This window comes from Psychrobacter sp. M17(2026) (genome assembly GCF_055699815.1).
In genome coordinates this window covers 758,991-774,022 of record NZ_CM146741.1, presented here as the reverse complement: position 1 = coordinate 774,022, position 15,032 = coordinate 758,991, and the positions used below count along the sequence as shown (strand labels likewise).

Annotated in this window: 7 protein-coding genes, 2 tRNA genes and 3 rRNA genes; 3 read left to right on the top strand and 9 right to left on the bottom strand. The window is 43.3% G+C overall.

Annotation, left to right across the window (positions count from 1 at the left end):
• Nucleotides 1-81: 81 nt before the first annotated feature.
• Nucleotides 82-2,862 carry a phosphoenolpyruvate carboxylase gene (ppc, locus tag ACR63T_RS03385; RefSeq protein ID WP_472784762.1) on the top strand — a complete coding sequence of 927 codons (2,781 nt, stop codon included), beginning with the start codon at nucleotides 82-84 and terminating at the stop codon, nucleotides 2,860-2,862.
• 41 nt (nucleotides 2,863-2,903) lie between these two features.
• Here the strand turns inward: ppc and ACR63T_RS03380 are convergent, their stop codons facing one another.
• From ACR63T_RS03380 to ACR63T_RS03370, 3 genes are read right to left on the bottom strand one after another with little or no spacing between them, the layout of a single operon-like run.
• On the bottom strand, nucleotides 2,904-3,542 hold the full coding sequence (locus tag ACR63T_RS03380) for a DUF938 domain-containing protein (protein ID WP_305899697.1): 639 nt from the start codon (nucleotides 3,540-3,542) through the stop codon (nucleotides 2,904-2,906).
• Between the two features lie 57 nt (nucleotides 3,543-3,599).
• Entirely contained in the window at nucleotides 3,600-4,064 is a 465-nt protein-coding gene (locus tag ACR63T_RS03375; RefSeq protein ID WP_305899696.1) for a flavodoxin family protein, read from the bottom strand.
• A 16-nt stretch (nucleotides 4,065-4,080) separates the two neighbouring features.
• A complete protein-coding gene (locus ACR63T_RS03370) occupies nucleotides 4,081-4,494 on the bottom strand; it encodes an OsmC family protein (protein WP_472784761.1) in 414 nt (137 codons plus the stop codon).
• A gap of 258 nt (nucleotides 4,495-4,752) precedes the next feature.
• Here ACR63T_RS03370 and ACR63T_RS03365 point away from each other — a divergent pair, with 258 nt between their 5' ends.
• Together ACR63T_RS03365 and ACR63T_RS03360 are read left to right on the top strand one after the other, a co-directional pair.
• Entirely contained in the window at nucleotides 4,753-5,634 is an 882-nt protein-coding gene (locus ACR63T_RS03365; protein ID WP_472783504.1) for an IS982 family transposase, read from the top strand.
• Nucleotides 5,635-5,813: 179 nt separating this feature from the next.
• Complete coding sequence (locus tag ACR63T_RS03360) at nucleotides 5,814-6,839, top strand: purine-nucleoside phosphorylase (protein WP_305899694.1); 1,026 nt, start codon at nucleotides 5,814-5,816, stop codon at nucleotides 6,837-6,839.
• Between the two features lie 117 nt (nucleotides 6,840-6,956).
• On the opposite strand, the gene ACR63T_RS03355 is transcribed toward ACR63T_RS03360, so the two are convergent.
• The 6 genes from ACR63T_RS03355 to ACR63T_RS03330 form a co-directional block, all read right to left on the bottom strand.
• The gene (locus ACR63T_RS03355; RefSeq protein ID WP_305899693.1) at nucleotides 6,957-8,681 is read right to left on the bottom strand and encodes a hypothetical protein; all 1,725 of its coding nucleotides are present in this window, start codon (nucleotides 8,679-8,681) and stop codon (nucleotides 6,957-6,959) included.
• A gap of 318 nt (nucleotides 8,682-8,999) precedes the next feature.
• Nucleotides 9,000-9,114, bottom strand: a 5S ribosomal RNA gene (rrf, locus tag ACR63T_RS03350).
• Between the two features lie 121 nt (nucleotides 9,115-9,235).
• A 23S ribosomal RNA gene (locus tag ACR63T_RS03345) occupies nucleotides 9,236-12,098 on the bottom strand.
• Between the two features lie 325 nt (nucleotides 12,099-12,423).
• Nucleotides 12,424-12,499: transfer RNA gene (locus ACR63T_RS03340), tRNA-Ala, on the bottom strand.
• A 9-nt stretch (nucleotides 12,500-12,508) separates the two neighbouring features.
• Nucleotides 12,509-12,585, bottom strand: a tRNA-Ile gene (locus ACR63T_RS03335).
• An 82-nt stretch (nucleotides 12,586-12,667) separates the two neighbouring features.
• Nucleotides 12,668-14,206, bottom strand: a 16S ribosomal RNA gene (locus tag ACR63T_RS03330).
• The 16S, 23S and 5S rRNA genes sit together here with 2 tRNA genes alongside, the layout of an rRNA operon.
• Between the last annotated feature and the right edge of the window lie 826 nt (nucleotides 14,207-15,032).

The following is a 15,032-nucleotide window of genomic DNA, read 5'->3' as shown; positions in this document are numbered from 1 at the left end:
TTTATTTCAGTTATGCTATAACACCTATAAAGTAAATTCACTATAGGTTAAACACTTCAATAAAAGATGAGGAGTTCAGATATGCTGTTGAATAATGAGGTATTGCGTACCCGTGTCAGGTTGTTAGGATCATTTTTAGGAGAGGCGATTTCTCGTCAGTCTGGAGAAGATACTGTTAACACGATTGAAACTTTACGCAGCGGATTTATTCAGGAGCGCCGTGAACATAATCCCAAAAATAAACAACAGCTTATCGAACTTATTGCCTCTTTAGATAATCAAACTTTAAAAAATGTTATTCGTGCCTTTTCTATTTATTTCTTTTTAGCAAACTTAACGGAAGAAAACTACTTACGCGAGCAACGTCGTACACAACGTGCTGAGTCTAATCAAAGTTGGGAGGGCTCATTTCGCCATACCTTGCTGGAGTGCCGTGAGCGTAATATTGAGCCCAATCAGATCAAAGAGCTTATCGATCGATTGAAGTTCATGCCAGTGTTTACCGCGCATCCTACCGAAGCGCGTAGACGCACCACTATGAATATCTTACAGACGCTTTATCAACACAGCGATGCGCTAAATGATCTGCCTGAAGGAAGCCAGGCGTTCGAGCAAGCCAAGCAAAAAACGGCAGAGACTATTGATCTACTATGGTCATCAGATGAAGTTCGTACCCGCAAGCCTTTAGTTTATGACGAGATCAATAATGGTTTACATTACTTTGATGTCAGTTTATTTACCGCGATTCCCAAAGTTTATCGTAATATTAAAAATGCCATTGTCGATATCTATCCTGAATTGAGCGATTATCCTCTACCCGCTTTTGTGAGTTTCGGCTCTTGGATAGGTGGTGATCGGGATGGCAACCCTTTTGTCACTCACGAGACGACAGAAATGGCCGTATTAATGCATGCTAATGCGGTCTTACGTCACTATCAAGTTTTGCTAAAAAAACTACGCCGTAAACTTGTGCATAGTGACACCATTGTCGATATTGCAGCAGATGTTTATGCTCGCATAGCAGACTATAGCGAGCTTGATAAAGAAGTATTCTCTTACAATATTGATGATTATGATAATGAACCTTATCGCCGTTTACTCTCAATAATTATTGCCAAAATCAAAGCCACTACTCTACATATTCAGAGTCAAGGTGCTGATCCTGAAGCCCAAAAGCGCGCCTATTCAACGCCGCAAGACTTTTTAGAAGATTTACGTCTTATTCGCGAAAGCGTTGCTAATCATGACAAAGCTCATGCCGATGGTGCCTTATTAGATTTGATACGTCTAGTTAAAACTTGCGGCTTCCATCTAGCGGCGCTTGATATTCGTCAAGATTCAGGCTATCACGGTGAGGTCATTGCTGATATTTTTGCCAATGCCTCAAACCTACCTGATTATAATCAGCTGAGCGAAACAGAACGTCAGGAATGGCTAACGCGCTTACTTAGTAACCCTGGCACGCCACTTATTTATAGCGATAATTTAACGGATCAGACTCGCGAGCAGCTAGCCTTGATGCAGTCGGTAGCAAAATTACGAAAATTAGTGGGTGAGGATACCTTTGGCAGCTACGTGATCTCCATGACTAATAATGCTAGTCAGCTGTTAGAAGTGCTATTACTCATGCGGTTTGCAGGATTATCTGGCATCACAGACGAAGGTCATATGTTTGCCGCTTTACCTGTTGCGCCGCTATTTGAGACTATTGATGATCTAAAAAATATCGATAAGATCATGCCGACGATTTTAGATAATCCGCTCTATCGTCAGTTGCTTGAGCACTCAGGAAACTTGCAAGAAATTATGCTTGGCTACTCAGACTCTTCTAAAGATGGTGGTATTATCACCTCAGCTTGGCAGCTCTATAGCGCTCAGCAGACCATCACTAGCATTGCCCATCAATATGGCATCACGACTCGCCTTTTCCATGGTCGAGGTGGTTCCGTCAGTCGTGGTGGTGGCTCCACCCATAAAGCTATCGCTGCGCAGCCTGCTGGCACTTTAATGGGACAAATCAAATTCACTGAACAAGGTGAAGTACTTTATGCCAAATATGCCAATCCAGATACAGCAGTATTTGAGCTAACGATGGGAATTACTGGCGCTCTCAAAGCCAGCTCTTCAAGGTTTATTGATCAGCCTAGCCAATTAGAAGATTACGAGGCGCTTTTTACGCGTTTAGCTGACGCAGGCGAAGCTCAGTATCGAGAGCTTACCGATAATACCGAAGGGTTTTATAAATTTTATTCTCAAGCAACACCCGTTCAAGAGATTTCTTTATTAAATATTGGCTCCCGTCCTGCCCATCGCAAAAAAGGCCTGCCAAGCAAATCCACTATTCGTGCGATACCTTGGGTCTTTGGGTGGTCATTGGCACGTTTTACGCTACCCGCTTGGTATGGCGTCGGCAGTGCTTTGGATAGCGTCAAACAGGATGAAGCTCTAATGCAGGAGATGAATGAGAACTGGCCATTCTTTACTGTCTTTATGAGTAATATCGAGATGGCTTTTACTAAATGTGAGATAGATATTGCGCAGGCTTATAGTCTGTTATGTGAGGATGAGCAGCTGCGTGGGCAAGTGATGCAAAAAGTCATCGACGAGCACGAGCTAACTTCTACTGGTTTGAATTCACTACTCAATCAACAAACGCTACTTTCTAATCAACAAGAGCTAGCCGCCTCATTAAAATGGCGTAATGCTTATTTGGATCCGATAAACTATATTCAAATCGAGCTACTGAAGCGGATGCGTGAGCAAGATACTTCTGACACTGATAATAATGATAGACTCGCGGTAGAAGACCCCTTAATTCGCAGTATTAATGCTTTAGCAGCGGGCTTACGTAATACGGGCTAGGGTTCTAAATTCAAATAACCGCTTACTATAAAAGGTAGCGGTTATTTTTTAAAGACCAATATTTGATTGTTTGCTGGCATCTGATATTCATTTTCTAAGGTTAAATGATGCTGCTTTGCTAAGGCAGTAATGTCTTCTTTATTACGAATGCCACTGCTAGGTTCGCGCTGTCTTAATGAAAAATCAAAACTTTGATTACTGGCGCTAGTATATAAACCGTTTTCATTAAAAGGCCCGTATATAATCAACTTACCGTCTATGGGTAGCGCCTCCCCAACCAATTTAAACAAGCGTTCAACCAAAGACCAAGCAATAATGTGCAAGGTATTAGCGCTAAAGACTGCGTCGAATGGTTTACTGCTTTTATAGGCAGGCATAGTATCTGTTATCAAATCAAACGCTAATGGCGCGTGTAAATTCGGTGCAGGATAGCTATTATGCCAAGCTTGAATGACCTGATGGTTATTAATAACATCACTCGTTTGCCACTGCAAATGCGATAATCTTGGCGCAAAATATACGCTATGCTGACCCGTTCCCGAGCCTACTTCTAACACATGCGAACGTCCTGCGAGCTCTTTTTCTAACACTTCAAGAATAGCTTGCTTATTATTTTCACAGGCTTGCGAACAAGGTAGATGAGTGTTCAAGCTCTTAAAGTTATTATCATGGCTTCTCATAGAATAGACCTTTGTCACTTATGCAAACATAAAATATTTGGCTTTGAAGTAAAATTATTAATAAATTCCCGCTTCTACACCAGCAGCAAGAGTCATGGCTAACTCTTCGACTTGCTCAGTGAATACTTCTTGCCAATCCCCTTTTAAGATTAAAGTTTCTTGAACTTGGTTCCAACGCAATCCTGTGATAATCGTTTTCATAGCCAGTTTGGTACCTGTACCATCGAATCCTGCTCGTATATAAAGCGCAAACGGCATGCCTTGTTTGTGCTCTAACACTGGATAATAACAGCGATCAAAAAAGTCCTTGGTCAATCCTGCCATATAGGACAAATTTTCAGTCGTCCCCAGTAATAAAGCATCCGCTGTTAGCACATCTTCTGGATACGTATCCTGTGGCGACTTCATTATCACATTAATATCGAGGTCAGGATGATTAGCACCATTAAAAGCGGTCTGTGCTAGCTTTTTAGTATTTGGCGATGGTGCATGAGCAACGATAAGCAAGGTTTTGGTGGTCATACTTTTAATCGTCATACTAAGACTCATCAGCACATTTTATAGTGATATTTTGAATGATATCAGGATGGATGCTCTTAGCTACTGGGCAAGTGAGCGCCGTGTTATAGAATATTTTTTGCGTCTTATCATCAAGCGCTTGATTAAAGGTGATAGCGACATGCACTTCACTCACGCGTCTAGGATCAGCTGACATTACTTTAGTCACTTCAGCGGTAGTGCCTGTGACATCAATCTCCATGTCAGCCGCTTTGATACCGATGATAGTCAGCATACAACTGGCTAAGCTAGTCGCTAATAGATCAGTTGGCGAAAACACCTCACCTTTACCATGATTATCGACAGGTGCATCCGTTATAATCTCGTTAGCTGATTGCAAGTGTACCGCTGTGGTACGCAGTTCGCCTTGATAAGTTACTTTTGAAGTGGTCATAGGACTCTCTTTAATGATTACAGTTGTCTAAAATTTATCTTTAATAAACTTCAGGTTAACATAATACTAGCTAGTAATAGTTTCAGAATGTTTGATTATAGTTTGCTTAAAACAATACTTCTATAGTGAGATAGCATTGCTGATTGTCAATAAGGTTGAAGCTATTTATACCCCACTCTCAACTTTAAAAGTGATTGAAAAAAGAAGAGCATCTCACTAATCTATTGTTTTCGACCAAGAATACAACGGAGTCATGAGATGCCCATAGACGAATTTATCATCAATATCTATTTAATGGTAGAGCAATATTACAAAATAGTCGTCACCAAACCCTTGCGAAGTGCAGGTTACGCGCCAAAGCTGAGTGATCCTGAGATTATTTGCATGGAACTGGTCGGTGAATTTTTAAACCTAGACCAAGACAAACAGATTTGGCAATACTTTACCCAGCATTGGCAATCTTGGTTTCCAGCCATAGGATCATATCCTAACTTCGCAAAGCATTGCGCGAATCTGTGGCAAGTCAAACAGCGGATACAAGATAAAGTCAGTCAGCTTGAGGGCTGTGACAACATCCATTTTATGGACGGCTTTCCGATACCTGTCTGTCATTATGGACGCGCTTATCGGCATAAAAACTATCAAGACTTAGCGGCTTTTAGCTACTGTGCAGCTAAGCAAGAGAGGTACTATGGCTTTGAAGGACATTTGCTTGTTAATTTATCGGGCATGATTAAAGGTTTTACTTTTGCCCCTGCTAATGTTGATGAAAGAGCGGTTGCCCCAGAAATCACCACTCATATTCATGGGCTGCTTGGCGCTGATAAAGGGTATATCAGTCCTAGTCTGAGATCGTACTACGACGCTCAAGGAGTAGATTTACAAACGCCACTCAGAGCTAACATGAAAGAGAATAGACCCAAACCTGTGGTAAGACGGCTAATGAAAGCACGCCGTATCGTTGAAACAGTCATTGGTCAGCTATCAGAACGATTTAATATACAAAGGGTACGAGCAAGAGATTTATGGCATTTGTCTCATCGATTGATTCGTAAGATTCTGTCGCACAATCTGTGCTTTGTACTCAATCAAAAACTGGGTAATCCGCCACTTCAGTTTGATTTGCTTATTTCAAGTTGAGAGTGGGGTTATTTATATTACATTTTATTGAACGACACTTTGAGCTAGCTAAGCTGTACAGCCTATTTACAGATTATGTTATTCTACACGAAGTAAACTATCCTAGTTTTAGCAAAAATTTTAGCTACTTCTAATTAAGCAGTTAACCCAGAACCATATATTTCAAATAGACATCAAACATGTTTATAAAAGAACGTTTTTTCTATTTATCCTTTTTTACTGTAATGCTTATGTTCTGTAGTAATGCGCAAGCTGAAACTTATGAAGATAAGATCGAAGTGAAAGTATTTATCGCCGCGATGTTTGAAATTGGTGAAAACAGTGGAGATAAAGCCGGCGAATTTCAGCATTGGTATAATCGATATTTTGCAGACAGTAAACCCATAAAAGTAGAAGGTGCTCACAGCCCAGTCTACTGCAACTCTGAAGGCGTTTGTGGATCAGTATTAGGCATGGGTAAAGTAGGATCTTCAGCATCTGTGCAAGCAATAACACTCTCTCCTAAATTTGACTTTGCAAAGAGTTATTTCATTCTAAGCGGCGTCGCAGGCACCCCACCTAATAAAGGCACTATAGGAGATGTAAGCTGGGCATCTTGGCTGGTGGATTATGATTTAGGTCATCGCTGGAAAGCAGAAGAAGGTGAAAAAGGTGCGCCTACTTTTACGCCTCGTAAAGGTTATGAAGACATTCGTCGCTATCAACTCAACCCTGAATTACTTAAGTGGAATCTACATTTGAGTGAGTCCGTTTCTTTGAAAGACTCAAAAGAAGCTAATGCTTATCGAATGAGATATCCAAATGCTGAAGCAAGACGTAGTCCAGCCGTAACGGTAGGAACTCATATGACAGGAGATACGTTTTTTCATGGTCCCGGCTTGTCAAAACAAGCTCAATACATCACTGAGCTGTATGAAACAGATGATTACGTGATCACTGAAATGGAAGCCGCTGCAATAGCGCAAGTACTAGATAGAACTGTAGGAACTGAACGCATAATGAGCTTACGTGGTGCGGTGAACTTTGACCAAGGTCATCCAAACGAGACTACTCTTCAACATCTAGACCCAGCTCCAGGAGAAACAGCTGGTGGCTTTTCAGAAACAGTGGAGAATATAGTATTGGTAGGATCAGAAACTGTCGATCATATCGTTAATAACTGGAACGTTTGGGAAAACGGCGTGCCAAAACTTGAGCAAAAATAAAACCTGAAATAGGTATTAATCAGTACAATAATCAATCACTGACTATCGATTATTAACTTCTGAAATGAGCTTTAAGCTCATTTCAGAAGTGATAAAAATTATAGTTAAAGTACATATCTACTTAACAACTTTACCAGCTAAGTAGTCATACTCTATTTCAATTGCATCACCTTGTTTAGGTAAGCTATTACCATAAAATACAAGTGAAATATCGTTTTTGCCATATATAATATCAAACCCATTTTGATGGCTAATATCTCGGGTGAGTGCCTTACCTGCTACCATTACCTTCACTGAAGAAGGTATCGGAGCATACTGCAATTTAAAGTTACTGGCCAGTCCTGTTGCAGTTTCCAAAATCTTATCAAACATAACGGTCCAATCTGTAGAATCTGCACAGATAGATGCTGAGCTACCGCCTGTCAATTTAGCAATTTCGCTAAAGTGTGCACCACCTGCAGCACTGCCACCTTGACCATTACAGCTATAATCCCCATTTGCATTCAAGTTAACGTTACTACTAAACGTTGGCTTTAAAATCGAGCCAGTACCTGCAATGGCAAAATAAGTAGCACCTGTATTGGTAAAGTACTGTTTATAATCTTCAAAGTCACGGGAAACATAACTAGAGCTACCACTAGCACTCGGACGAGAAGAATTAACCGTTTCATTTTCAGGCTCATCAGAGACAAACACAACCAAGTTTTTCGCATTGGGTCGATCAAAGCCTGTTAGACTAACTTCTCTAGTACAATAGAATCCAGTTTCATTACCAGAATCACTAGTGCCTGGTGATGCTAGAACACGCCACTTTGCAAGCGCATCAGGCGTATTACTATCGATGAAGCTTTCACCTGCCGTTGTCTGACGCAAAGACGTACAGCTATAGCGGGTGTTATCATTACCTTGAGTATTCACTGCTAAGCGATAATCCAATCCTGCAGTATTCAACGTAGTAAAAAACTGCTCTGCCCCATTTGCAAGATTCTGCTGCTCTTGACTCATAGAGCCAGATGCGTCGATCGACCAAAGGATATCTACTCCACCTGCACTAGCCTCAGTCTGCTTAAACGTCTCTTTAGAGGCAACAGTAGTTAACACACGGCTTGAAGTTAATGCAGCAGCGTTACTAAGATCGTTATACTTAGCTGCTACCGCTTTTGCATCTTCAGCTAAGTTTGCACCAGCCCATAAGAAAACATTACCCTGATCTTCCCAAAAAGCTAAATTCAAGCGGATTTTATCGCCAAAGTCTGTGCCACTTGACATCATATTGGCTGGTAATACACCATCATTAATCGCTTTTAGCACCAGATTTCTGATATTACTAGCACTCTGAGTAGTATTGGTAAAATTGACACTTAAAGTAGCTTGAACTACCGAAGACTGCGCATTTAGTGACGATTGATTCACTAATATATTAACATCTGCACCTTCATCCTTAAGTATCTGCTCGATGAGTGCAAGATAAGCATCCGCTTGAGAGCGCAGTGTGGAGGAGGCAACCTTGCTACTAACTTCGGTCGCATAAATAGCTGTAGATACTTTAGGTGCAAGAAAAGGTAGCTTTAAGCCTAAAGCTGCATAACTAGCTGCTATAGTGCCATCATCTAACAACACTACACCAGTATTATCAGTAAGAGAGGTCTTACCAAATTTATCTTTAGCAATATCACCGTAGACAGCTATATTCCCACCCACATATGCAGCTTTTGTTTCAGTGGGAATCGTTATACCATCATCGACAGGTGACGAGTCATTATCATTATCATCATCACAACCTAATAAAGCAACTGCCATAATGCAGCTGCATAACAGCTTTAATTTAGTATTAGTCTTCATCTTTAGTTCCTCTTTATAATATATGAATATAATAAATTACTAAACATGACTATTAATTAAACTAATTAGTAATGTTGTTTTTATAATATAACAAATAGAGACCTGTTAGTAAATATATATGGATTAAAGAATATAAATTAATTTTAATATACTTATAACTAAAAGTTAACTGCAGCCAATATTAATCTGATCAATAACTATAGAACTTAGATAGATTTAATAAATAAAGATAGGTAGCATAAAAATTCGAGCTAACAAAACTACAGCCAAAGAAAAGCCCCCAACGAATTAACGTTGGGGGCAAGTCTAGGAATAGAGAGCTGACGATGACCTACTCTCACATGGCCGGAGCCACACTACCATTGGCGCTAAGACGTTTCACTTCTGAGTTCGAGAAGGGATCAGGTGGTTCCGTCTTGCTATTGTCGTCAGCAAAGGGGGTTAGATATGAGTCTGTTTGTTTTACTTATTGACTAAGTATCACTATCCTAACTGAATCAAGGATAAGGTGATATCGATATAATGCTTTATATACAAAACCACTTGGGTGTTGTATGGTCAAGCCAAACGAGCAATTAGTACAGGTTAGCTACACACATCGCTGTGCTTCCACACCCTGCCTATCAACGTCGTAGTCTTCAACGGCTCTTTAGGGAAATCTTATCTTGAGGTGGGCTTCCCGCTTAGATGCTTTCAGCGGTTATCCCATCCGAACGTAGCTACCGGGCAATGCCATTGGCATGACAACCCGAACACCAGTGGTTCGTCCACTCTGGTCCTCTCGTACTAGGAGCAGCTCCTCTCAAATTTCCAACGCCCACGGTAGATAGGGACCGAACTGTCTCACGACGTTCTAAACCCAGCTCGCGTACCTCTTTAAATGGCGAACAGCCATACCCTTAGGACCTGCTTCAGCCCTAGGATGAGATGAGCCGACATCGAGGTGCCAAACACCGCCGTCGATATGAACTCTTGGGCGGTATCAGCCTGTTATCCCCAGAGTACCTTTTATCCGTTGAGCGATGGCCCTTCCATACAGAACCACCGGATCACTAAGACCTACTTTCGTACCTGCTCGACTTGTGGGTCTCGCAGTTAAGCGCGCTTTTGCCTTTATACTCTACGACCGATTTCCGACCGGTCTGAGCGCACCTTCGTACTCCTCCGTTACTCTTTAGGAGGAGACCGCCCCAGTCAAACTACCCACCATACATTGTCCTCGGTACTGTTATACCTGAGTTAGAACCCCAACATGACCAGGGTGGTATTTCAAGATTGGCTCCACCAACACTAGCGTGCTGGCTTCAAAGCCTCCCACCTATCCTGCACAAGTCAGGTCAAAGTTCAATGTAAAGCTGTAGTAAAGGTTCACGGGGTCTTTCCGTCTAGCCGCGGGTACACAGCATCTTCACTGCGATTTCGATTTCACTGAGTCTCTGCTGGAGACAGCGCTGCCATCATTATGCCATTCGTGCAGGTCGGAACTTACCCGACAAGGAATTTCGCTACCTTAGGACCGTTATAGTTACGGCCGCCGTTTACTGGGGCTTCGATCAAGAGCTTCGCTTACGCTAACCCCATCAATTAACCTTCCAGCACCGGGCAGGCATCACACCCTATACGTCCACTTTCGTGTTTGCAGAGTGCTGTGTTTTTAATAAACAGTTGCAGCAGCCTGGTATCTGCGACTGCCAACAGCTCAAGGAGCGTGTCCTATCACCATCAGCAGCGTACCTTCTCCCGAAGTTACGGTACCATTTTGCCTAGTTCCTTCAGCAGAGTTCTCTCAAGCGCCTTGGTATTCTCTACCTGATCACCTGTGTCGGTTTAGGGTACGATTCGTTTATAACTATTGCTTAGAAGCTTTTCCTGGAAGCATGGTATTTGCCACTTCACTGTACAAGTACAGCTTGCTATCAGATCTCAGCCTTGTTGTAGCCCGGATTTACCTAAGCCACAAGCCTACATCCTTTCACCTGGACAACCAACGCCAGGCTGACATAACCTTCTCCGTCCCTCCATCGCATTATAAACAAGTATCGGAATATTAACCGATTTCCCATCGACTACGCCTTTCGGCCTCGCCTTAGGGGTCGACTCACCCAGCCCCGATTAACGTTGGACTGGAACCCTTGATCTTCCGGCGTGCGAGCTTTTCACTCGCATTATCGTTACTCACGTCAGCATTCGCTCTTGTGATACCTCCAGCATGCCTTACGACACACCTTCACAGGCTTACACAACGCTCCCCTACCACTTGAAAACAAATTCAAATCCGCAGCTTCGGCTCCTAGTTTGAGCCCCGTTACATCTTCCGCGCGGGCCGACTCGACTAGTGAGCTATTACGCTTTCTTTAAAGGATGGCTGCTTCTAAGCCAACCTCCTAGCTGTCTATGCCTTCCCACCTCGTTTCCCACTTAACTAGGAATTTGGGGCCTTAGCTGGCGGTCTGGGTTGTTTCCCTCTCCACAATGGACGTTAGCACCCACTGTGTGTCTCCCGGATATCACTCATCGGTATTCGGAGTTTGCATCGGTTTGGTAAGTCGGTATGACCCCCTAGCCGAAACAGTGCTCTACCCCCAATGGTGTTCGTCCGAGGCGCTACCTAAATAGCTTTCGGGGAGAACCAGCTATCACCGAGTTTGATTAGCCTTTCACCCCTATCCACAAGTCATCCCCTGGCTTTTCAACGACAGTGGGTTCGGTCCTCCGGTGTCTGTTACGACACTTTCAACCTGCTCATGGATAGATCACTCGGTTTCGGGTCTATGCCCTGCAACTAATTCGCCCTATTAAGACTCGGTTTCCCTACGGCTCCCCTAAATGGTTAACCTCGCTACAGAACATAAGTCGCTGACCCATTATACAAAAGGTACGCAGTCACTCCAATAAATTGAAGCTCCTACTGCTTGTACGCACACGGTTTCAGGTTCTATTTCACTCCCCTCACAGGGGTTCTTTTCGCCTTTCCCTCACGGTACTGGTTCACTATCGGTCAGTCAGGAGTATTTAGCCTTGGAGGATGGTCCCCCCATCTTCAAACAGGATTTCTCGTGTCCCGCTCTACTTAATATGTCATCTCTAGAATTTAAAATACAGGACTATCACCTACTACGGTCAGCTTTCCCACGCTGTTCTTCTATTCTAGAAACAATCGGCTTCTCCCCGTTCGCTCGCCGCTACTTGGGGAATCTCATTTGATGTCTTTTCCTAAGGGTACTGAGATGTTTCACTTCCCCTCGTTCGCTTCCCATACAAGTATGGAATACCTATCTTATGATAGGTGGGTTTCCCCATTCAGAAATCTCCGGATCACAGGATATTGCCGCCTCCCCGAAGCTTATCGCAGGCTGTCACGTCTTTCATCGCCTCTGACTGCCAAGGCATCCACCATGTGCGCTTAATTACTTGACCATACAACCCCAAAGGGTCTTTGTCAGCAATTATAACGATATCACCTAATTTATACGCTTGATTCAGTTCTCTTTACTTTTTTAATAACCCACCCCTGGGATAACAACTGATGTCGTTAAGAGGTGAGTTATTAAGGTTAGAAAGAAACGTGTGAACACGCTCTTTCTAACCCAGACTCATATCTATGTTTTTAAATAGTTCCTACGCTCTCGTCGAGTCGTAAGCTCTGTATAAAACAGAAAGAAATAATCAATCTTACCCTCAGGTAAAGTGAATCATTTGTTTCTATTTATACTCATTGTCTATATTAGCATTTATTAATGTATGGTGGAGCCAAACGGAGTCGAACCGTTGACCTCCTGCGTGCAAGGCAGGCGCTCTACCAACTGAGCTATGGCCCCGTAATAAAATGGTAGGCCTGGGCAGACTTGAACTGCCGACCCCCGCGTTATCAACACGGTGCTCTAACCAGCTGAGCTACAGGCCTGTAAGAGGCATATACCTCATGCTAATATTTAAGCTAACTAAAGAACAACTTGTTGTGAATTCTTGCCAAGTGGATGCGTCTATAAGGAGGTGATCCAGCCGCAGGTTCCCCTACGGCTACCTTGTTACGACTTCACCCCAGTCATCAACCACACCGTGGTGAGCGCCTCCCCTAAGGTTAGGCTACCCACTTCTGGTGCAATCAACTCCCATGGTGTGACGGGCGGTGTGTACAAGGCCCGGGAACGTATTCACCGCGGCATTCTGATCCGCGATTACTAGCGATTCCTACTTCATGGAGTCGAGTTGCAGACTCCAATCTGGACTACGATAGGCTTTTTGAGATTCGCATCACATCGCTGTGTAGCTGCCCTCTGTACCTACCATTGTAGCACGTGTGTAGCCCTGGTCGTAAGGGCCATGATGACTTGACGTCGTCCCCGCCTTCCTCCAGTTTGTCACTGGCAGTATCCTTAGAGTTCCCGGCTTAACCCGCTGGTAACTAAGGACAAGGGTTGCGCTCGTTGCGGGACTTAACCCAACATCTCACGACACGAGCTGACGACAGCCATGCAGCACCTGTATTCTAATTCCCGAAGGCACTCCCGCATCTCTGCAGGATTCTAGATATGTCAAGACCAGGTAAGGTTCTTCGCGTTGCATCGAATTAAACCACATGCTCCACCGCTTGTGCGGGCCCCCGTCAATTCATTTGAGTTTTAACCTTGCGGCCGTACTCCCCAGGCGGTCTACTTATTGCGTTAGCTGCGTCACTAAGTCCTCAAGGGACCCAACGACTAGTAGACATCGTTTACGGCGTGGACTACCAGGGTATCTAATCCTGTTTGCTACCCACGCTTTCGAGCCTCAGTGTCAGTATTATGCCAGAAGGCTGCCTTCGCCATCGGTATTCCTCCAGATCTCTACGCATTTCACCGCTACACCTGGAATTCTACCTTCCTCTCACATACTCTAGCACGACAGTTTCAGATGCAGTTCCCAGGTTGAGCCCGGGGATTTCACATCTGACTTATCGAGCCACCTACGCTCCCTTTACGCCCAGTAATTCCGATTAACGCTTGCACCCTCTGTATTACCGCGGCTGCTGGCACAGAGTTAGCCGGTGCTTATTCTGCAGCTAATGTCATCGCATATGGGTATTAACCATATGGTCTTCTTCACTGCTTAAAGTGCTTTACAACCAAAAGGCCTTCTTCACACACGCGGCATGGCTGGATCAGGGTTGCCCCCATTGTCCAATATTCCCCACTGCTGCCTCCCGTAGGAGTCCGGGCCGTGTCTCAGTCCCGGTGTGGCTGATCATCCTCTCAGACCAGCTACAGATCGTCGCCATGGTAGGCCTTTACCCCACCATCTAGCTAATCCGACTTAGGCTCATCTAATAGCGAGAGCAGTAAACTGCCCCCTTTCTCCCGTAGGTCGTATGCGGTATTAATACGAGTTTCCCCGTGCTATCCCCCACTACTAGGTAGATTCCTAAGTATTACTCACCCGTCCGCCGCTCGACGCCTACTAGCAAGCTAGTATCGTTTCCGCTCGACTTGCATGTGTTAAGCCTGCCGCCAGCGTTCAATCTGAGCCATGATCAAACTCTTCAGTTTAATCTTGCTATGTAACCCTTTAAAGAGGTCACTAAACTTGGCTCATCTATTCTGGCAAAATCGCTAAAAATTATGTTCGTAATGAATTAACTTTGAGTTTTTCTGCTGTCTTAGATGATAAATTTTTATAGTTAGAATCAACTTCGAAAAGAAGTCTCAACCAACTTTATTTATGCATCCTGACTCAGCAAAAATCCACACAAGTTGTTCTTTAGTTAAGCTTTTAAATAGTAACCACTTCTGTCGTCCAGTAAGTAGTTTGTATCAGTATTCTTATCTAGCTATTCGGCTCTAAACCATATGGCTTATGCTGTTTAGCGAGCTGACTATCATAACACAATGCGCTAGTCTGTCAAGCTTTTATTTTAATTCTTTAAAATTTGTTTCATCCGATTTGCTGTCATTATCACTAATATCTCTTAGTGTTTAACTTCTAGCTCGTCTTGATGAGGTGCGTATTATAGACGCTTTAATTATGTTGTCAAGGGTTTATTTTATTTAGTTTGAATGTTTTTATCATGCTACCTAGGTAGTTGGTTTTAACATTCAATCTATCGGCTGATTGGTTAATAGCTTCGCTATTAATAGTAAGTGGTAAACCACTTTCCCAATCCGCCTTCCCTCTCGACTGGGTGGCATTATACGCAGTTCTGAATGAGGGTCAAGCGGTTTTGGTGAGATTGTTTAAGTTATTTTCAGTTAATGAGATACTTCTACTCTTATCAAGGGCTTAGCTTTAAGTTTTATTTCCTATTACATGTGCTTTTAGCTGTGGCTGCTTTGCCACTCATTCAATTTAGCATAGAAGCTATAATTAATTAGCATG

Coding starts and splice junctions, on each gene's coding strand:
- ACR63T_RS03365 (WP_472783504.1), top strand. CDS start 4,753: ATGCCCATAGACGAATTTATCATCAATATCTATTTAATGGTAGAGCAA.
- ACR63T_RS03375 (WP_305899696.1), bottom strand. CDS start 4,064: ATGACCACCAAAACCTTGCTTATCGTTGCTCATGCACCATCGCCAAAT.
- ppc (WP_472784762.1), top strand. CDS start 82: ATGCTGTTGAATAATGAGGTATTGCGTACCCGTGTCAGGTTGTTAGGA.
- ACR63T_RS03360 (WP_305899694.1), top strand. CDS start 5,814: ATGTTTATAAAAGAACGTTTTTTCTATTTATCCTTTTTTACTGTAATG.
- ACR63T_RS03380 (WP_305899697.1), bottom strand. CDS start 3,542: ATGAGAAGCCATGATAATAACTTTAAGAGCTTGAACACTCATCTACCT.
- ACR63T_RS03370 (WP_472784761.1), bottom strand. CDS start 4,494: ATGACCACTTCAAAAGTAACTTATCAAGGCGAACTGCGTACCACAGCG.
- ACR63T_RS03355 (WP_305899693.1), bottom strand. CDS start 8,681: ATGAAGACTAATACTAAATTAAAGCTGTTATGCAGCTGCATTATGGCA.